17 protein-coding genes and 1 pseudogene are annotated in these 18,802 nt (G+C 63.9%); 12 read left to right on the top strand and 6 right to left on the bottom strand.

Features of this window, described 5'->3' with window-relative positions; all coding sequences use genetic code 11:
* Positions 1-295: 295 nt before the first annotated feature.
* Positions 296-1,297, bottom strand: coding sequence for a sulfur carrier protein ThiS (thiS, locus tag BMX92_RS18520; protein ID WP_093019224.1), 1,002 nt, complete (start codon positions 1,295-1,297; stop codon positions 296-298).
* Between the two features lie 111 nt (positions 1,298-1,408).
* On the opposite strand from thiS, the gene aroQ reads away from it, so the two are divergent.
* The 5 genes from aroQ (at position 1,409) to BMX92_RS18495 (ending at position 4,973) form a co-directional block, all read left to right on the top strand.
* Complete coding sequence (gene aroQ / locus BMX92_RS18515) at positions 1,409-1,849, top strand: type II 3-dehydroquinate dehydratase (protein ID WP_093019222.1); 441 nt, start codon at positions 1,409-1,411, stop codon at positions 1,847-1,849.
* 93 nt (positions 1,850-1,942) lie between these two features.
* On the top strand, positions 1,943-2,431 hold the full coding sequence (accB, locus tag BMX92_RS18510) for an acetyl-CoA carboxylase biotin carboxyl carrier protein (protein ID WP_093019220.1): 489 nt from the start codon (positions 1,943-1,945) through the stop codon (positions 2,429-2,431).
* Positions 2,432-2,445: 14 nt separating this feature from the next.
* Positions 2,446-3,798, top strand: coding sequence for an acetyl-CoA carboxylase biotin carboxylase subunit (gene accC / locus BMX92_RS18505; RefSeq protein ID WP_093019218.1), 1,353 nt, complete (start codon positions 2,446-2,448; stop codon positions 3,796-3,798).
* Positions 3,795-4,139 (top strand): arsenate reductase family protein, encoded by a 345-nt coding sequence (locus BMX92_RS18500; RefSeq protein WP_093019216.1) that lies wholly within the window; start codon positions 3,795-3,797, stop codon positions 4,137-4,139. Before accC ends, BMX92_RS18500 begins: the two co-directional genes overlap by 4 nt.
* An 84-nt stretch (positions 4,140-4,223) precedes the next feature.
* Positions 4,224-4,973 (top strand): ParA family protein, encoded by a 750-nt coding sequence (locus BMX92_RS18495; RefSeq protein WP_093019214.1) that lies wholly within the window; start codon positions 4,224-4,226, stop codon positions 4,971-4,973.
* Between the two features lie 2 nt (positions 4,974-4,975).
* Here BMX92_RS18495 and BMX92_RS18490 read toward each other — a convergent pair whose 3' ends face one another.
* Positions 4,976-7,276, bottom strand: a complete 2,301-nt coding sequence (locus BMX92_RS18490; RefSeq protein ID WP_093019286.1) for a putative bifunctional diguanylate cyclase/phosphodiesterase — start codon at positions 7,274-7,276, stop codon at positions 4,976-4,978.
* A 139-nt stretch (positions 7,277-7,415) separates the two neighbouring features.
* Complete coding sequence (locus BMX92_RS18485) at positions 7,416-9,137, bottom strand: fatty acyl-AMP ligase (RefSeq protein WP_093019212.1); 1,722 nt, start codon at positions 9,135-9,137, stop codon at positions 7,416-7,418.
* 186 nt (positions 9,138-9,323) lie between these two features.
* On the opposite strand from BMX92_RS18485, the gene BMX92_RS18480 reads away from it, so the two are divergent.
* Positions 9,324-9,845: a regulatory protein RecX gene (locus BMX92_RS18480; RefSeq protein ID WP_093019210.1), complete on the top strand. Its 522-nt coding sequence runs from the start codon at positions 9,324-9,326 to the stop codon at positions 9,843-9,845.
* 174 nt (positions 9,846-10,019) lie between these two features.
* Here the strand turns inward: BMX92_RS18480 and BMX92_RS18475 are convergent, their stop codons facing one another.
* The gene (locus BMX92_RS18475) at positions 10,020-10,319 is read right to left on the bottom strand and encodes a LysR family transcriptional regulator (RefSeq protein WP_093019208.1); all 300 of its coding nucleotides are present in this window, start codon (positions 10,317-10,319) and stop codon (positions 10,020-10,022) included.
* Positions 10,320-10,638: 319 nt separating this feature from the next.
* Here BMX92_RS18475 and BMX92_RS28420 point away from each other — a divergent pair, with 319 nt between their 5' ends.
* The 4 genes and pseudogenes from BMX92_RS28420 to BMX92_RS28415 form a co-directional block, all read left to right on the top strand.
* Complete coding sequence (locus BMX92_RS28420; protein WP_093019206.1) at positions 10,639-11,133, top strand: tetratricopeptide repeat protein; 495 nt, start codon at positions 10,639-10,641, stop codon at positions 11,131-11,133.
* Positions 11,134-11,736: 603 nt separating this feature from the next.
* Positions 11,737-12,258 (top strand): DUF192 domain-containing protein, encoded by a 522-nt coding sequence (locus BMX92_RS18465; protein WP_093019205.1) that lies wholly within the window; start codon positions 11,737-11,739, stop codon positions 12,256-12,258.
* A 54-nt stretch (positions 12,259-12,312) separates the two neighbouring features.
* Positions 12,313-12,711, top strand: a complete 399-nt coding sequence (locus tag BMX92_RS18460; protein ID WP_093019203.1) for an NADH:ubiquinone oxidoreductase subunit NDUFA12 — start codon at positions 12,313-12,315, stop codon at positions 12,709-12,711.
* Positions 12,708-13,130 (top strand): annotated as a pseudogene (locus BMX92_RS28415) (DUF2155 domain-containing protein); the annotation flags it as partial. The gene BMX92_RS18460 and the pseudogene BMX92_RS28415, both read left to right, overlap by 4 nt.
* Positions 13,131-13,165: 35 nt before the next feature.
* Here BMX92_RS28415 and aat read toward each other — a convergent pair.
* A complete protein-coding gene (gene aat, locus BMX92_RS18450) occupies positions 13,166-13,903 on the bottom strand; it encodes a leucyl/phenylalanyl-tRNA--protein transferase (RefSeq protein ID WP_093019201.1) in 738 nt (245 codons plus the stop codon).
* A gap of 203 nt (positions 13,904-14,106) precedes the next feature.
* On the opposite strand from aat, the gene BMX92_RS18445 reads away from it, so the two are divergent.
* Complete coding sequence (locus BMX92_RS18445; protein ID WP_093019199.1) at positions 14,107-15,345, top strand: dipeptidase; 1,239 nt, start codon at positions 14,107-14,109, stop codon at positions 15,343-15,345.
* 102 nt (positions 15,346-15,447) lie between these two features.
* On the opposite strand, the gene BMX92_RS18440 is transcribed toward BMX92_RS18445, so the two are convergent.
* Positions 15,448-16,845, bottom strand: coding sequence for a helix-turn-helix domain-containing protein (locus tag BMX92_RS18440; protein ID WP_093019197.1), 1,398 nt, complete (start codon positions 16,843-16,845; stop codon positions 15,448-15,450).
* 142 nt (positions 16,846-16,987) lie between these two features.
* Between BMX92_RS18440 and BMX92_RS18435 the strand changes: the two genes are divergently transcribed.
* On the top strand, positions 16,988-18,586 hold the full coding sequence (locus BMX92_RS18435) for an isocitrate lyase (protein ID WP_093019196.1): 1,599 nt from the start codon (positions 16,988-16,990) through the stop codon (positions 18,584-18,586).
* Positions 18,587-18,802 lie beyond the last annotated feature (216 nt).

Below are 18,802 nucleotides of genomic sequence, written 5' to 3'. Positions count from 1 at the left end.
TCCGGCGATGGACCCCGATCGCCACCTTTCACCTCCACGCAACGCAAGCGCGCCACGAACGCGCGACAGGCGCCTAACGCACGCCCACCCGTCGCGTGACCATGCCCCAACACGTGCGCAACAGCCGCTCCACAGACGCGCGACCTCTGCCCCCATCGACGCGTCAGTGACGCTTCGCAGGCGCGTCGCGAGCGCTTCACAGGCGCGTTTGCCCCAAAAAGCCCGACAACAGTGTGAACTTCGTAGGAGAATCCCGTCGCCGCGCCTTCATCCAAACGGCAACAGCGCCCCGGCTTCAGATCAGTCCAGCCAGCGGACTCGAAGGATCGGCATACATGCGCTTGCCCATCCGCCCGGCGCGATAGGCCATGCGCCCCGCCTCGACGCCCGCCTTCATCGCGGCGGCCATCAGCACCGGGTCTTTCGCCTCGGCGATGGCAGTGTTCATCAGCACGCCGGTACAGCCCAGCTCCATCGCCACCGTCGCTTCGGACGCCGTACCCACACCCGCATCCACCAGCACCGGCAGCTTCGTGCCCTCCACGATCAAGCGGATCGTCACCCTGTTCTGGATGCCCAGACCCGACCCGATCGGCGCGCCCAGAGGCATGATCGCCACCGCGCCCGCATCCTCCAGCCGCTTGGCCGCGATCGGATCGTCCACGCAATAGACCATCGGCTTGAAGCCTTCCTTGGCCAGAACTTCCGTGGCGCGCAGAGTCTCGACCATATCCGGATACAGCGTCCGCGCCTCGCCCAGCACTTCCAGCTTCACCAGATCCCATCCGCCTGCTTCCCGCGCCAATCGCAGGGTGCGGATCGCATCCTCGCCGGTGAAGCAACCGGCCGTATTGGGCAGATAGGTGATCTTCTTGGGATCGATAAAGTCGGTCAGCATCGGCGCCTTGGGGTCGCTCACATTGACCCGGCGCACCGCCACGGTCACGATCTCCGCGCCGGAAGCGGCAACCGCCGCCGCATTCTGCTCGAAGCTCTTATATTTGCCGGTGCCCACGATCAGGCGCGATCGGAAAATCTTGCCCGCCACGCTCCAGCTATCGTCATCCACGCCGGTCACGTCGCCGCCACCCACAAAATGCACGATCTCCAGTTCGTCGCCATCCTCGACCTTGATCTGCGCCAGCGTCGAACGCGGCACCACCTCCAGATTGCGCTCCACCGCCACCTTTTCCGGCACGAAACCCAGTTCGCTTGCCAGTTCGGCCAGCGTCAGGCCCTCGCGGATGCGGCGATGCTCGCCATTGATATGGATGGAGATGGTGCCGTCTATGCTCACTGCGCTGTCCCGGACAAGAAGGAGTCTCGACTAGGCGAGACGGGAAGGGCTAAGGATTGGCCCGCATATAGAGGCGGCCTTGCCCGCCAAGCAACATCAGAAGGGTTCGCCATGGCCGACACGCGCAAAATCTATGTTCTCAACGGCCCGAACCTCAACATGCTGGGCACCCGCGAGCCGGAGATTTACGGCTATGACACGCTGGACGACATTGCCGAACGCATGGAGGATGTCGCTGGCCGCGCCCATGTGGAGATCGTCTTCCGCCAGTCCAACCATGAAGGCTATCTGGTCGACTGGTTGCAGGAAGCCCATGTGGAAGGCGCCCATGCCGTCATCATCAATCCCGGCGCCTATACACACACATCGATCGCCCTGCATGACGCGATCAAGAGCATAACCGTGCCCGTGATCGAAATCCACCTCTCCAACCCGCACAAGCGCGAGGCTTTCCGCCACAAATCCTATGTCGGCATGGCGGCCAAGGGCACGATCGCGGGCTTCGGCCCCATGTCCTACATGCTGGCGCTGGAGGCCGCGCTGGAATTGTAACGCATCGCATTTGGGCGCACGAAAGTTGCGCTTTGCCGTAAATGCGCATAGGCGCGGGCACCAGAAACGATATTCACCGGCCAGGGACTTCACATGACCGATAAACAAGAAAAGGGCGCAATGCAGGTGGACGTACAGCTGGTGCGCGATCTCGCTGCGCTGCTGGACGACACCAACCTCACCGAAATCGAGGTTGAGGACGGCGACCGCAAGATCCGCGTCGCGCGCAAGGCTGCGTCCGCCGCCGCGCCCGTCTACGCCGCCGCGCCTGCTGCCGCACCCGTCGCCGCGGCCCCCGTGGCCGCCGCAGCGCCTGTTGCGCCGGCCGCCGATTCCGCCCTGCCTTCGGGCACGGTGGTCAAATCGCCGATCGTCGGCACCGCCTATCTCTCGGCCGAACCCGGCTCTCCCCCCTTTGCCCGTGTCGGGTCGCAGGTCGCCGCCGGCGAAACCATCCTGATCGTCGAAGCCATGAAGGTCATGAACGCGATCGCCGCCCCCGTCGCCGGCACGGTCAAGGCCGTGCTGGTCGATAACGGTCAGCCGGTCGAATATGACCAGCCGCTGATCGTCATCGAATAAGGCCCGGACCGCTTATGGCCATCGAGAAACTGCTGATCGCCAATCGCGGCGAGATCGCGCTTCGCATCCACCGCGCCTGCCATGAAATGGGCATCAAGACCGTTGCGGTGCACTCCACCGCCGACGCCGACGCCATGCATGTGCGCCTTGCCGACGAAGCGATCTGCATCGGGCCGCCCGCGGCCAAGGACAGCTATCTGAACATCGCCGCCATTATTTCGGCGGCGGAAATCAGTGGCGCGGACGCGATCCATCCCGGTTACGGCTTCCTGTCGGAGAACGCCAAGTTCGCCGAAATCGTGGAAGCGCACGGGCTGGCCTTTGTCGGTCCCAAGCCCGAACATATCCGCACCATGGGCGACAAGATCGAAGCCAAGCGCACTGCCGGTGCGCTCGGCCTGCCGCTCGTCCCCGGTTCGGACGGCGCGGTCAGCGATGTCGAGGAAGCCAAGATCATTGCCGAAGCCGCCGGCTATCCGGTGATCATCAAGGCCGCTTCGGGCGGCGGCGGTCGCGGCATGAAGGTGTGCACCTCGCCCGACCAGCTCGAAACGCTGATGCAGCAGGCGGGTTCGGAAGCAAAGGCCGCCTTCGGCGACGCGACCGTCTATATCGAAAAATATCTCGGTAATCCCCGCCATATCGAAATTCAGGTATTCGGCGACGGCAATGGCAACGCCATTCACCTTGGCGAACGCGATTGCTCGCTCCAGCGTCGTCATCAGAAGGTGCTGGAAGAAGCCCCCTCCCCCGTCCTGTCGCAGGCCGAGCGTGAGCGGATCGGCGGTATCTGCGCCAGCGCGATGGCCGATATGGGCTATCGCGGCGCGGGCACGATCGAATTCCTGTGGGAAAATGGCGAATTCTACTTCATCGAGATGAACACCCGTCTTCAGGTGGAACATCCCGTGACGGAAATGATCACCGGCCTCGACCTGGTGCGCGAACAAATCCGCGTCGCGGAAGGCAAGCCGCTGTCGGTGTCTCAGGAAGATATTCGCTTCACCGGTCATGCGATCGAATGCCGCATCAACGCCGAAGATCCCAAGACCTTCGCGCCGTCGCCCGGCACCGTCACCAGCTATCACGTCCCGGGCGGCATGCACGTCCGCGTCGATAGCGGCCTGTATCAGGGCTATAAGGTGCCGCCTTATTATGACTCCATGATCGGCAAGCTGATCGTCTATGGCCGCACCCGCGAAGGCGCGATCATGCGTCTGCGACGCGCGCTGGAGGAATATGTGATCGAGGGGATGAAGACCACCATCCCGTTGCATCAGGCGCTGCTACACGATCCGGAATTTCTGGACGGCGCCTATACCATCAAGTGGCTTGAGGAATGGCTTGCAAAGCAGGACGGCCAGTGAAAGCCACCATCTGGCATAATCCCAAATGCGGGACGTCGCGCAAGACGCTGGCGATCCTTGAGGAAACGCCCGGCGTCGAAGTGGAGGTGGTCGAATATTTGAAGACCCCCTTCACCCGCGACAAGCTGGTTCAGTTGTTCGCCGACGCCGGGCTGACCCCGGCCGAAGCGCTCCGCAAGATGGGCACCGATGCCGAAGAACGCGGCCTGCCGGACATGACGGCGGACGCGATCCTGGACGCAATGGCCGCCAACCCGGCCTATGTGAACCGTCCTTTCGTCGAAACCGAGAAAGGCGTCCGCTTCTGCCGCCCGCAGGACAAGGTTCTTGAAATCCTGTGATTATCCAGCCTCTTGTCACGCCAGCGTAACAAGAGGCTGATTTGAGGCCTTGCTTTGACGGCGGGAAGCCGTAGCTTCCCCTTCATGGCAAAGGAACCGGCATTGGCGACCATCGCCGTCTACAGCCTCAAGGGCGGCGTGGGTAAGACCACCTTCGCGATCAATCTGGCCTGGGCGTCGGCCTGCATCTCGAAACGGCGGACGCTACTCTGGGATCTCGACCCGCAAGGCGCGTCGAGCTGGCTGATCCAGACCGACCAGACCAGCCGCGACGCCGCACAGGCGATCTTCAGCAAGGATGTCGACATCCGCAAGCTGATCCAGCCATCCACCGTGCCAGGGCTGGACCTGATCGCCGCCGACACGTCGCTGCGCGGCCTTGATCATCTGTTCCGCGAAATGGACAAGAAGAAGCGGCTCGCCAAGCTGATCGACAGTCTGGGCAAGGATTATGACCGCATCATCCTCGACTGCCCGCCCGGTCTCACAGAAACCAGCGAACAGGTGCTGCGCGCCGCCGACCTGATCGTCATCCCGGTCATCCCCTCCCCCTTGTCGCAACGCGCCATGGGGGAAGTTGCCCGCTATCTCGTGCAACGCGGCGGCAGCCATGCGCCGATCATGCCCGTCTATTCGATGGTCGATCGCCGCCGCAGCCTGCACCGCGCGGCGCTTGAGAGCCAGTCCGGCTGGCACGCCATTCCCATGGCCAGCACGATCGAGCAAATGACGGTGCGCCGCAAACCGCTTGGCGCCTTCGCCCCGGCATCGCCCCCGGCAAAGGCCTTCGCCACGCTCTGGACCTTGGTCGAGCGCCAGCTTCAGGCCGGATAGGACTACCGCCCGATGGCCCGCTGCGGCGCTGCTGGGAACAGCCGCGACGCGTCCTTGGCGTGCATCGGCCGCCCGAAATAATAGCCCTGCACCTTCTTGCAGCCCAGCCGCCGCACCATCTGCAACTCGGCTTCCGTCTCCACACCCTCGGCCGTCGTCGCCATATCCAGGCTATCCGCCAGCGTAACCACCGCGCGTATGATCGCCAGACTCTCGGCGGTATTCTTCGACGCGCCGACCACGAAGCTGCGGTCGATCTTGATCGTGTTGAAGCGCGTGCGGCTGAGATAGCCGAGCGAACTATAGCCGGTGCCAAAATCGTCCAGCGACAATTGGATGCCCAGCGCCAGCAACTGGTCCAGCACCTTCAACGCACCGGCATCCTCGTTCATGAAGACACTCTCGGTCACCTCCAATTCCAGCCTGCGCGCATCCAGTCCGCTCTGCGCCAGCGCCGAAACAACCGCCGTGACGAAGCTGGAATGGGTCAGTTGTTCCGGCGAGACATTGACGGCGATGCGCACATCTTCCGGCCAGTTCGCGGCCTCCAGACAGGCCGTCCGCAACACCCATTCACCGATCGGCGCAATCAGCCTTGCCTCTTCCGCCACCGGCACGAACTTCGCCGGAGAGATCGGGCCCAGTTCAGGATGGGTCCAGCGCGCCAGCGCCTCAAAGCCGACGACCGTTCCCTGCCCCGCATCCACCACCGGCTGATACAGGACATGAAGCTGGTCTTTCTCCAGCGCCACGCGCAACGCCTGCTCCAATTGGCGACGCTCCTCGGCCTGCGCATGCAACTGTGGCTCATAGGCGCAATGCAACCCGCCGCCCTCACCCTTCGCGCGATAGAGCGCCAGGTCGGCGCTGCGGGTCAGCGCTTCGGCTTCGTTACCGTCCGACGGGGACATGGCAGACCCTACCGACGCGCCCACATAGAGCGTATGTTCGTTAACCTGATAGGGCGCCGACAGCGCCCCGATAATCGCCGACGCCAGCCTGGGGATCGCCGCGCTGTCGCGAATATGCGGCAGCACGACGGCAAATTCGTCCCCGCCGATCCGCCCACACACCTCATTTTCGCCGCATACCTGCAACAGGCGCAGGGCCACCTGGCTCAGCAGCTTGTCGCCCGTCTGGTGCCCCAGCGTATCGTTGATCGCCTTGAAGCGATCGAGATCGATCATCAGGAACCCGCAACCGGGCGATCGTCCCCGCGCGGCATCCAGCGCCTTGTCCAGCGCCTCCCGCAAATGGTTGCGATTGGGCAGGCCCGTCAGCGGATCGAATCGCGCCAGCTGGGCGATCTTGTCTGCCGATTCGCGCTGTGCCGTCACATCCGATCCGACGCCGCGAAAGCCCATGAAGACGCCATTTTCGTCATAGCGGGGCGATGCGGACAATTCCCACCAGCGCCAGCGCCCCTGCACCTCAACCGGCAGGACCAGATTGCTGAAACTCTCGCGATGTTTGAAATGATCGGCCAGACTGTGCAGCCCGGCGGCGAAGCGACCGCTGTCCCAGCCGCTGCCGGCCAATATCTGTACCAGCGGCGCGCCTTCCAACTGGTCCGGCGCCATGCCCAGCATTTCGGCGAAGCGCGTGGACACGCCATTGATCCGGCGCATGGCATCGATCTGCCACAGCCAGTCGGAGCCGCCCGCCTCATACTCGCGCAGCAGCAGGCTGACCACTTCGCTCTTCTCCGCAAGCTGGGCCGTCGTGCCATGCTGGCGGGCGAAGGTGCGGGCATAGATGAAACAGCCGACCAGCAGCGACAGGGCATAGCTGGTCGCCAGCGCCCGCAGCGGCAGTTGGCCGCCGCCGTGGAACATGCCGAACAATCCGGCAATGCAGGGCAGCAGGAAAGCCGCCGCCGCCAGCGGGGTCGCCGCATAGCTGATGGCACCACATACCATGACGCAACTGACCAGCGTCCACAGCGCCACCAGCTGCTCCATATGCCCGGATTGCGACAGCAGCGCCATGCAGGCGGCCCAGACCAGCCCCTGCAACAGCGCGCCCAGCGCGTGGCGGCGCAGGTCGACGGCGGTCAGGCCGATATTGTCCGCCCGGCGGCGCTGGCGATCCAGCAAGGCGCCGATGACGATGGCGCCGACCAGAGCGACGGTCCAGCCAATCAGCACCGTCGGCGGGCAGCAACGGGAAAAGACCTGCCACAGGAACAGCAAGCCACAAAGGCTCATGCCATAGCGCAACACGGCCACGCTATCGGCGGAGTGTAGCTGCGCCTTCAGCACGCGGCTGCCGACCGGGCCGGAAACCGGCGACAGGCCCATCATGGCCCGCAACGATGTGCGCGCCTGACGATCCGGATCGGCGACCTGTTTCTCTTTGCTACCCACGCAGCTGCGGTAACAGCTACGGGTTATCAATCAGTAACCTGCCGATAGCGAAACGCTTTTTCGTTTCGCCAGCCCGTCAGGCGGCGATGTCGTAGGGGCGGATTTCGCCGGTCAGATAGAGATTGCGCGCCTTGGAGCGGCTCAATTTGCCCGAAGAGGTGCGCGGCAGGGTGCGTGGCGGCACCAGTTCCACGACGCAGTTCATGCCGGTGATGGCGCGAACCCGCTCGCGAATCTGGTCGCGCAGACGCGACCGCTCCTCATTGTCGGACGTGCGGCAATGCACCAGCACGGCGGGGGCTTCCTCGCCACCGGGCGTGGTGATCGCGAAGGCGGCGATATCGCCCTGCTTGAAGCCCGGGAGTTGCTCCACCGCCCATTCGATATCCTGCGGCCAGTGATTCTTGCCGTTGATGATGATCATGTCCTTGGCGCGGCCGACAATGTAGAGATAGCCGTCGGACAGATAGCCCATGTCGCCGGTGTCCAGCCAGCCGTCAGCCATGCAGGCGTCGGTCGCTTCCTGATCGCGGAAATAGCCGACCATCAGGCTCGGCCCGGTGGTCCACACCTTGCCGATCTGACGCTCGTTCATCAGGCCGCCATCCTCGTCGCGGATTTCCACGATCATGTCCTTGGCCGGCTTGCCGCAATTGACGATCGAACGGAAACGCTGCGGACGGCCTTCGGGCGCGGCGCCACCGGACAGGTCGGTTTCCTCGACCAGTTCCACGATGATGCCCTCGCCCGGCGGCATGATGGTGACGGCCAGCGTCGCTTCGGCAAGGCCGTAGCTGGGCAGGAACGCCTTGGGGCTGAAGCCCGCATCGGCAAAGGCGTCGACGAAGCTTTGCATCACGTCGGGGCGGATCATGTCGGCGCCGTTACCGGCCAAACGCCAGCGGGACAGGTCGAAGCGATCCTGCGCCTTGGTCTGGCTGGACATGCGGCGGGCGCAGATATCGTAACCGAAGGTCGGCGAATAGCTGATCGAGGTGCCGGTATTCCGGCTGATCAGATCCAGCCAGGCCAGCGGACGGCGGGCGAAATCCTCGGTCTTCATATAGTCGGCCGACACCTGATTGGCGACGGGCGACAGGAAGCAGCCGACCAGACCCATATCATGATACCAGGGCAGCCAGCTGATGCAGCGATCGCTTTCCACCACTTCCATGCCATGGCTGTGCGCCGACAGGTTGCTGAGCAGCGCATGATGCGTCACCGCGACGCCATGAGGGAAGCGGGTCGAACCGCTCGAATATTGCAGATAGGCGATTTCGTGCGGCTGCGCCTGCGGCAGGTCGACGGGGATCGCCTCACGCGCCAGAAAATCCTCGAACGCGATGCTTTCGACCGCTTTCTGGCGGCCCGATTCGCCAGCCATCTCTTCCAGTTCCTTGGGGAAGAGGAACAGCATCGGATCACAGCTGGAAAGCTGGACATTGAGCTGATCGATATAGCTTTCCTTGCCGCCGAAGCTGGTCGGCAGCGGCAGCGGCACCGGCCATGCGCCGGCATAGACGATGCCGAAGAACAAGGTCGCAAAGTCCGGGCCGGTTTCGGCGACCAGCGCAACGCGATCCTGCGGCTTGACGCCATGGGCGATCAGGCGGTGCGCGCAGGCAACGGCATCGTCGCGCAACTCGCTGAACGGATAAGGCCGCGCCAGATTGCCGCGCGCGTCATGGAAATTAAGGCCACGTTTGCCCTGCGCCGCATAGTCCAGCGCTTCGCCCAGCGTCTCGAAATCCGAGAAGCGGCGTGGCAGATTATCGGTCGTCGGCGTTGGTGCCATCATCTCTTGCGAACCCGTCATATTGGTTGACCCAATGTCTTCAAAATCGTGAAACCGCGGCCGCTAGCAGCTTTGCGCGCCAGTTGCACCGCCTATTCCATTCCAGTTTCGCTTATTAGCCGACAAGGCGCGGTAAAATTCCGGCCCGACTGTGGCATAAAGATGGCGCGTCCGCCATTAAGAGGCAATATGACCGGCAAACGCCTCCCCCCGCCGCTGGATGAAGCCATATTGCGCGACATGGCGCTGCGCCATGTCGCCCGTTTCGCCACCAGCCGAAGCAAGCTGTTGGCCTATCTGATCCGCAAGATCCGGGAACGCGGCTGGGGCGGCGAACAGCCCGCCGATCCGGAAGGACTGGCCGACCGCTTCGTGGACCTCGGCTATATCGACGATGCCGGCTATGCCGTGATGAAGAGCGCGGCGCTGGCCCGGCGCGGCTATGGCGCACGGCGGATCGACGAGACGCTGCGGGCGGCGGGCATAGCGGAAAGCGACCGCGAACAGGCCGATGCGCAGACCGCGTCCGAAGCCTGGACGGCGGCCGAGCGCTTCGCCCGGCGCAAGCGGATCGGCCCCTATGCGACCGCCCCGCTCGACCCCAAGCAGCGCGAAAAGGCGATCGCCGCCTTCCTGCGGGCGGGCCATGGCTATGCGATCGCCCGCCGCTGGGTGGATGCCGCGCCGGGGGAGGAACTGGCGGAAGAATAGGGCGGCACCATGCGGCAAAGGGTCACATCAGGGTCATAGTTGCGAAGTTCACACTGTCGCTGGCCGAATTTTTCGGGCCAGATGCGGCCTCCATGCGTCGGCCAGGCGCCATCGAAGCGGCAGTCGGGTTACTGAAAGCATCCTGTCGGATCAGAAGGACGCGCCGCCTTCGCATCAGCGACGCGCCTGTTGGGTCCCTATTGTCGGGGCGCCGGCGAAGGGATCGGCCAGACTTTGCGCATAGAGCGCCAGCGCCCGCCCCCATGCCCGGTCAAACGGCGTGCCGACGAGCCGACGGCGCAGGCGATGCGCACTGGCCGCCGACATGCCGACAGCGCGCGCCGCATGGGTGACATTGCCGGTGGCGAGCAGGCTGGCGAGAAAAAGCCGCTGCCGCTCCGGCGTCCAGCGGTTTCGGTCAGCCGGGAGGGTCGCGCCGGGCGCGGGCGGATTGAGGGAGAAGGTCTGTTCCATCCATCAGGATAGATCAGAGGAAATCCTATTAGGAAAGGGCGTTCTGAGGAGACGATAGCCGCATCATTCCCGCATCGCCATCCCCGCGTGGGCGGGGCGAGGAAGAGGCACGCGACTCTGCCTCGACATCTCCCGCCTTTTTACCCCGCAGACAGGTTGGGAGATGGGTTCCCGCGTTCGCGGGAATGACGGAGAGGGGTGGATTTGCGACGGTCTGCTTTTGGGGCGATGACCGGCGATAGCTGACCTTGTGCGAAATAGATCGTTCGGCAGCAATCGCCCCCTTGCGGACGTTGGCATCTCGGTCGTTCCGTGCCAAATGGCTTTGATGGTGGACACCAGCGCCCTCTTCCGTATCGGTGACGCCGCTGAAGAGGCAGGCAATTTCGCACACGCTCGCAAGGCTTTCGAGCGTGGTGCCGCTCTCGGCGACGCGGACTGTCTTTGTCGGTTGGCTTACTTGTTCGACACCGGCACCGGCGTTGAAGCCGACAAAGCTAAAGCGATGCGGTTATACCAGCGCGCTTGGCGACAGGAGCGGAACATTACGGCAGGATCGAACATCGCAATACTTTATCGCGAGCGTAAGGACTGGAGGACCATGTTTCGTTGGTTTCAGCGGGTAGCGGAGACTGGAGACGGAAGCTCGCAGCTTGACATGGCTAAGTGCTACCTAAGAGGGCGTGGAGTGAAGCGCGACTTACAGGCTGCACTCCGTTGCTTGGCAGCTGCCGAAAGTTCGATCTTCATTTCCGAATACGAACGAGGCTTAGCCCGGCGGCTGCTATGGAAGCTACGCATTCGGTCCACATAGAGCCTTTTGGTAAAGTCCGCCTATGTCGACTTCCCACTAAGATTTCGTCATTCAGCCTTCTACGTGCCTCCTGAATGAATGGCGGGTTTCAAGGATCAAGATTATCTAGCGGACTAACCAAAAATAGTCGTTTGCCGATAGACAGCTTATCCTTCGAAAATCGACATGACGAGCAAAATGCCTACGGTCCCGATCCATGTTAGGAATGCTGCACACGCATAAGACCGAATGCTGCCGCCAAACCTGCTCCTCCAGTAGGCGAAGCTAAATACCCCGCCCCAAAGCACAGCAGCGCCCAGCATTATTCCTGCCCAAGTCATCATCGATCCATAGGCTCGAATGTCCGCTTTTGAGAAGCCCTTTGGCGTTTTCCAATGGCAACAAATGGTCGTCTTTCACCCGTCATGCCAGCGAATGCTGGCATCTCAGGCGGTGGCGCGAAACAGTTGAGTGTGGCGCTTGTTCAAGCCTTTCGCGCCATCGCCGGAGACCCCAGCTTCCGCTGGGGTGACGGAAGGAGGAACGGCAACGCACCGCAAGCAATCCCGCCCCTTCCCCAACCCCGTCTCGCCATTACCCGCGAATCGCATTAGGCATCGCATCATGATCCGCTTCCCCGCCCTCCTCGCGCTCGGCCTCCTTGCCGCCTGTTCAAGCCCGCCTTCCGCCGCCGACAAGGACGCACCGGCGCAGGCCGAGGCCACGACTCTGCCGGTCGTCATCCGCGCCGCCTACGGCACCCACCGCTTCGACGTGGAGGTCGCCCGAACCCCGCTGGAGCAGGAAAAGGGCCTGATGTTCCGCAAGGAACTGGGCGCGGATGGCGGGATGCTGTTTCCGATGGAGCCGCCGCGCACCGCCAGTTTCTGGATGAAGGACACGCTGATCCCGCTCGACATGCTCTTCATCCATACCGACGGGACGATCGCCTTTCTGAAGGCCAGCGCCGAACCCTATTCGCGCATCCCCGTATCGGCCGGGGTGCCGGTGGCCGCCGTGCTGGAACTGCGCGGCGGGCGCGCGGCGGAACTGGGCATCGCGGAGGGCGACCGCGTGCAGTGGGGCGGTTGCGCCCTCCCCGGCGGCAAGGTGACTACCGACCTGAATTTCTGCCCAACAACGTAACCTAAAGTTACATCCTCCTTGCCCGCGCCCGTCACAGCGGCTAAGCGCTGGCGCATGGGAATCCTGGCTAACGTCTTCACCTGGTGGAATGGCGCCACCTTCGGCACCTGGCTCTTCACGGCCCGCAAGGGCAAGAAAGTGGGCGAGGACCATCAAGGCAATGTCTATTATGAGGGCGGCACCGACCCCAATGGACTGACGCGCCGCTGGGTGATCTATAACGGGTCCAATGACGCCAGTCGCGTGCCGGCCGAATGGCATGGCTGGCTGCATCACTCGATCGAGGGTGCGCCCGAAAGCTTCCTGCCGCCGCCGCGCATCTGGGAAAAGGAATCGAGCGTCAACCTGACCGGCACGGCCAACGCCTATCGCCCGTCGGGTGCGCTCGAAAAGGGCGGCCAGCGCCAGAAGGCGACCGGCGACTATGAAGCCTGGAGCCCCGACGCGGCATGACCCGGCGTCCGGCGGGGATTTGCCCGCCGATCCTGCATAAGGCGATTCCCGCCCTGTCCTGCGCGCTGGCGCTGGCGGGGTGTGGAAAGAGCGAGGCACCGGCCGCGAATCAGTCCGGCCCGGTGAAGGTCGAAGGCAGCCCGATCCAGACCGCCGGCAAGAATGCCGCGCCCGGCACGCCGATGGCGCAGCGGACCGCCGTGATCGGCCTGCTCAACAAGCGCAACGGCCTGACCCGCGACCTGACGATGAAGCCGGGCGAAGCGCTGCGCGTGGGCGATGCGATCGTCCGCCTTCAGGCCTGCGAAACCACCGCCCCCTGGGAAAATGTGCAGGATACCGGCGCCTTCGTGCAGCTGGACGTGCGCTCCAGCGCGGACGGCAAGTGGCGGCGCGCCTTTTCCGGCTGGATCTTCCGCGAACGGCCCGACCGCAATGTCGTGCAGCACCCGGTCTATGACGTGTGGGTCAGAAGCTGTGCGATGGAATGGCCCGAAACCGGCCCGGACACGGTCAAGATCGGTGGCAAGGGCGATGCGGCGGCCCCGGCCAGCGGCGCGAATGCCAGCTCCGCCGCCGCGCCGGAGCCGGACAGCACCGCCCCCGCGCCCAGCGCCACGCCGCCCACGGCCCCACCCAGCAACTGAAGATAGTCGCGCTGGCTGATCTCCACCGCGCCCATGCTGCGCAGATGATCGGTCATGAACTGGCAATCCAGCAGGGTGAAGCCGCCAAAGCGCATCCGCGCCACCAGCCAGGCCAGCGCCACCTTTGACGCATCGGTCCGGCGCGACACCATCGATTCGCCGAAAAAGGCCCGGCCCAGCGCCACGCCATAGAGGCCGCCGACCAGCTCCTCCCCGTCCCACACCTCGACCGAATGGGCGAAGCCGGTTTCGTGGAGATGGCGATAGGCCTGCTCGATCGCGTGATTGATCCAGGTCGATGGCCGATCATCCGCCGATTCGGCGCATAGCGCCAGGATGCGGGCGAAGGCGCGGTTGGCGGTGACGCGGAAACGATCGCGCCGGATCACCTTGGACAGCGAATGCGACAGGTGGAAACCATCGAGCGGCAGGATCGCCCTACGCTTCGGCTCGACCCAATAGACCTCCTCCGCGTCGCGATCGTCAGCCATGGGGAAGACCCCGATGGAATAGGCCTGAAGCAGGACGAGCGGATCGATCATCATTCGACGGTCAGGATTAAAGCATCGCGCGGCAAAACGGGAACCGGTTTTTGAAAAAAATCGCACGGCGCGGGTCGGGGGAGCGGGAGCGCCGCCGCCCTTTCTTGCGCCTGCCATAACCTGGGGTATCACACAGGGGGCGATTGGCGGGAGAAAAGCCTGTCGGCAGATTGACTTGACCGGTCGTCGCCCTAGCTTCCGGGCCCATGAAAACTCTCCCTCTGGCGCTGCTGCCGCTCCTCCTCGCCGCCTCGTCTGCCCATGCCGCCGACGCTGATCCCTATGCCGCCCGGATCGCGAAGGTCCTCAAGGCCACGCCGCTGATCGACGGCCATAATGACTGGCCCGAAGCGCTGACCGACAAGATGAAGGACGCGCGCTGGACCATGGACCTGCGCCATCTGGACCCAGGCCAGTTCCACACCGATATCGAACGGCTGCGCGCGGGGCAGGTCGGCGGGCAATTCTGGTCGGTCTGGGTATCGGCCGATCTGCCCGAACTGCAACAGGTGCAGGATACGCTGGAGCAGATCGACCTCGCCCACAGTTTCGCGCGCCGCTATCCCAACGACTTCGCCTTCGTCGCCACCGCTGCGCAGGCCCGCGCCGCGCACAAGGCGGGGCGCATCGCGTCGATGATCGGGGTCGAGGGCGGCGGCCAGATCGACGGCAGCCTGGCCGTGCTGCGCGCCTATAAAGACCTTGGCGCCTCCTATTTGACGCTGACCCACAGCCGCACCATCGGCTGGGCGGACAGCGCGACCGACAATCCCCAGCATGACGGGCTGACCCCGTTCGGCGAAAGCGTCGTGACGGAGTTGAACCGGCTGGGCATGCTGGTCGACCTCAGCCATGTGAGCGAAGGCACGATGCTGGACGCGCTGCGGGTGAGCAAGGCGCCGGTCATCTTCTCTCACTCCAGCGCGCGGGCGATCTGCAATACGCCGCGCAACGTCTCGGACGCGGTGCTGAAACAGGTCGCGGCCAATGGCGGCGTCGTCATGGTCAATTACGCCCCGCAATATGTGTCCGAAGCGCGCCGCATCTGGAGCGCGAACCGCAGCGCGGAGATGGCCCGTTATAATGCGCCGCCCTTTGGCGGCCTCTATATCGGCGATCCTGAAGGCGCGAAGAAGGCGCTCGCCGAATGGGAGAAGGCCAATCCCGAACCTGTCGTGACGCTGAGCCAAGTCGCCGACCATATCGACCATATCGCCAAGGTGGCGGGCGTCGACCATGTCGGGCTGGGCAGCGATTTCGACGGTGTCGGCTCCCTGCCGCAGGGCCTGTCGGGCGTGCAGACCTATCCCGCGCTGCTGGCCGAACTGATGCGGCGCGGCTGGAGCGACAAGGATATCGCCAAGCTGGCGGGCGAAAATGTGCTGCGCGTGATGGCCACGGCCGAAAAGGTCGCCGCGCAGATGCAGGCGACGCATGCCGGTTAAAGCTTACATCGTCATTGCGAGCGAAGCGAAGCAATCCACTGGAGCGACCATGGATTGCTTCGCTTCGCTCGCAATGACGTCAGGGTAAGCGCCCCTCCCCGATCAGCCATCGGCAAAGCCGAAGGGCGCGCGGGTCCGGCGATAATCGTCGGGCAGCATGTCGCGCCCGATCGGCGGGGCGGACCGGGCCATGCACTGGGCGCGATGGCATAGGCGACAGGTGACGCCGATCGGCGTCGGCTCCGCTGGCGGCGCATCCTGCGTGTAGATCAGCCGATGGGCATGTTCGGCCGCGCAGCATAGGGCAATGGCGCGCTCCGCCCGTGGCGCGCCCCAGCCGCCGCCGCCGGCCGTCACGGTGCGCGCGATCGAGAAATAACGCTGGCCATCGGGCAGCTCCAGCCATTGCGTCACCACCTCGCGCGGCGTTTCAAACACCCGGTGCACCGACCAGAGCGGACAGGAACCGCCATGGCGCGCAAAAGGGAATCCCGCCCCGTCCAGCCGCTTGCTGACATTGCCCGCCGGGTCGACCCGCAGGAAGAAGAACGGCACCCGCTCCTGCCCCGGTTTTTGCAGCGTGGTCAGCCGATGTGCGGTCTGTTCGAAACTCGCGCCAAACTGGCGCGCCAGCGCCTCCACATCATAGCGCTTCGCCTCAACCGCCTTGGCAAAGGCGGTATAGGGCATCAGGATCGCCGCCGCGCCATAGCTGGCCAGTGCCCGCCGGGCGAGGCGCTGGCCACTCGTCCCGCCGAACTGCCCGTCCTTCAGCAAGGCGTCGAACGGCTTGCGCATCTCCAGATAGGCGATCTGGAGCGCCAGTTGGAACTGCGCGCTGGCCGCGTCTAAAGTATCATCCAGCAGCACCGCATCGCGATGCCGGTCCAGCCGCCGCATCGATCCCGCCATCACGTCGGTCGGCAGCCGTCGCACGCGCAGATTATGCCGCACCTTCAGCCAGCCGGACAGCCCGCCTTCCGCCTCTGCTTGCGCCGCGAGCTTCTCCGCCGCATCGTCCAGCAACGGGAAGCTGTTGCGGCGTGCAGCCAAAAAGCGGCGCGATTCGGCGACGGGATCGGCGACATCCTCTTGCCTGTCCGGCCCCGCCCCACGATCGGCCAGCGCCAGATGCTCCTCGCGATAGCTGGTGTAGAGGCGCAGCAGCGCTTCGGTGATGCCGGGGTAATTGACCGCGACGTCGCCTGTCGCGAGCGCGGGCAGGTCTATATCGGCGAACATCGGGTCTTTCAGCACCGCCTGCAACCGCGCCGTCTGTTCCGCGCCGCCGTCCCCCGCCACTTCCGCCATGTCGAGTTTATAGGTACGCGCCAACCGCAGCAGCATGTCGGCGGTCAGCGGCCGCTGATTGCGCTCCAGCAGCGCGACATAGGAGGCGCTGATTTCCAGATCGGCCGCCATGTCAGCCTGGGTCAGGCCCAGTTCGCGCCGCAACCGCCGCAGACGCGGCCCCATATAGACGGGACGATCCTTGGCCATGAAATCCGACTCCTGTGCAGGCTTTACAACTTTACAGCAGATTTTTGTAAAGATCGACAACTGAACTTCAGGAGGACTGCCGCACTGCAAAGGACGGGCCTAGGTCGAGCGCAACAGCTCACCCTCTCCAAAGGACAAGGCCATGACGACCTATCAGGACAGCATCGCAAAGGCGCAGAGCCTCATCGGCAGCCACCCCGGCACATGGGATGGCATCAACGCCGAATCCGTCGCCCGCATGAAGTTGCAGAACCGTTTCAACACCGGCCTCGACATCGCCAAGTACACCGCTGGCATCATGCGCCGCGACATGGCCGCCTATGATCTGGACCCGGCCAACTACACCCAGTCGCTGGGTTGCTGGCACGGCTTCATCGGCCAGCAGAAGCTGATCGCGATCAAGAAGCATTTCGGCACGACGAAGCGGAAATATCTGTATCTGTCCGGCTGGATGGTCGCCGCGCTGCGCAGCGATTTCGGCCCGCTGCCCGACCAGTCGATGCATGAAAAGACCAGCGTCGCCGCGCTGATCGAGGAACTTTACACCTTCCTGAAGCAGGCCGACGCCCGCGAACTGGGGATGATGTTCCGCGATCTCGACAAGGCGCGCGAAACCGGAAACGAAGTCGAGGCCCAGCGCCTGACCCACGCCATCGACAATTATGAAACCCATGTCGTTCCGATCATCGCGGATATCGACGCGGGCTTCGGCAATGCGGAGGCGACCTATCTGCTCGCCAAGAAGATGATCGAGGCGGGCGCCTGCGCGCTCCAGATCGAAAATCAGGTTTCGGACGAAAAGCAGTGCGGCCATCAGGACGGCAAGGTCACGGTGCCGCATGAGGACTTCCTGGCGAAGGTCCGCGCCTGCCGCTACGCCTTCCTGGAACTGGGCGTCGATGATGGCATCATCGTCACGCGGACGGACTCGCTGGGCGCGGGCCTGACCAAGCAGATCGCTTACTCCAAGGAGCCGGGCGACATTGGCGACCAGTATAACAGCTTCCTCGACTGCGAAGAGATTAGCGACATTGCGCAGGCCAATGGCGACGTGATCATCAATCGCGGCGGCAAGCTGCTGAAGCCCAAGCGCCTGCCCAGCAACCTGTTCCAGTTCCGCGAAGGCACTGGCGCGGACCGCTGCGTGCTCGACTGCATCACCTCGCTCCAGAATGGTGCGGACCTGCTGTGGATCGAGACGGAAAAGCCGCATATCGAGCAGATCGCATCGATGGTCGATCGCATCCGTGAGGTCATCCCCAACGCCAAGCTGGTCTACAACAACTCGCCCAGCTTCAACTGGACGCTGAACTTCCGTCAGCAGGTGTATGACGCCTGGGAAGCGGCGAGCAAGGATGTCAGCGCCTATGACCGGGCGAAGCTGATGAGCGCGGACTATGATGCGACCGATCTGGGTCTGGAAGCTGACGAGAAGATCCGCACCTTCCAGAAGGATGCGGCGGCGCGGGCCGGCATCTTCCATCATCTCATCACCCTGCCGACCTATCATACGGCGGCGCTCAGCACCGATAACCTCGCCAAGGAATATTTCGGCGCGGCGGGCATGCTGGGCTATGTCGAGGGCGTGCAGCGCAAGGAAATCCGTCAGGGCATCGCCTGCGTGAAGCATCAGAATATGTCGGGCAGCGACATTGGCGACGATCACAAGGATTATTTCGCCGGTGAAGCCGCACTGAAGGCTGGCGGCGCGCACAATACGATGAACCAGTTTGCGGCCTGAAGGCCGCAGGGGAATCAATTCGCGGCTTGAAGATCGAGGCTGTTCCCCGGCGCAGGCCGGGGTCCAGTTGGCACCGTTGGACTGGGCCCCGGCCTGCGCCGGGGAACGATATATTCAAGCTACGGCCTTCCGCTGAATGCAGAGCCAAAGCGCGGGGACTTCGACCGTCTTATTGAGGGATTTGGCCCTTCGCGCCTTTGGGTGGAAGAAACTGGA

It is taken from the genome of Sphingobium sp. YR768 (assembly GCF_900111125.1).
GTDB lineage: Bacteria > Pseudomonadota > Alphaproteobacteria > Sphingomonadales > Sphingomonadaceae > Sphingobium.
This window is presented reverse-complemented; position numbering and strand designations above follow the sequence as displayed.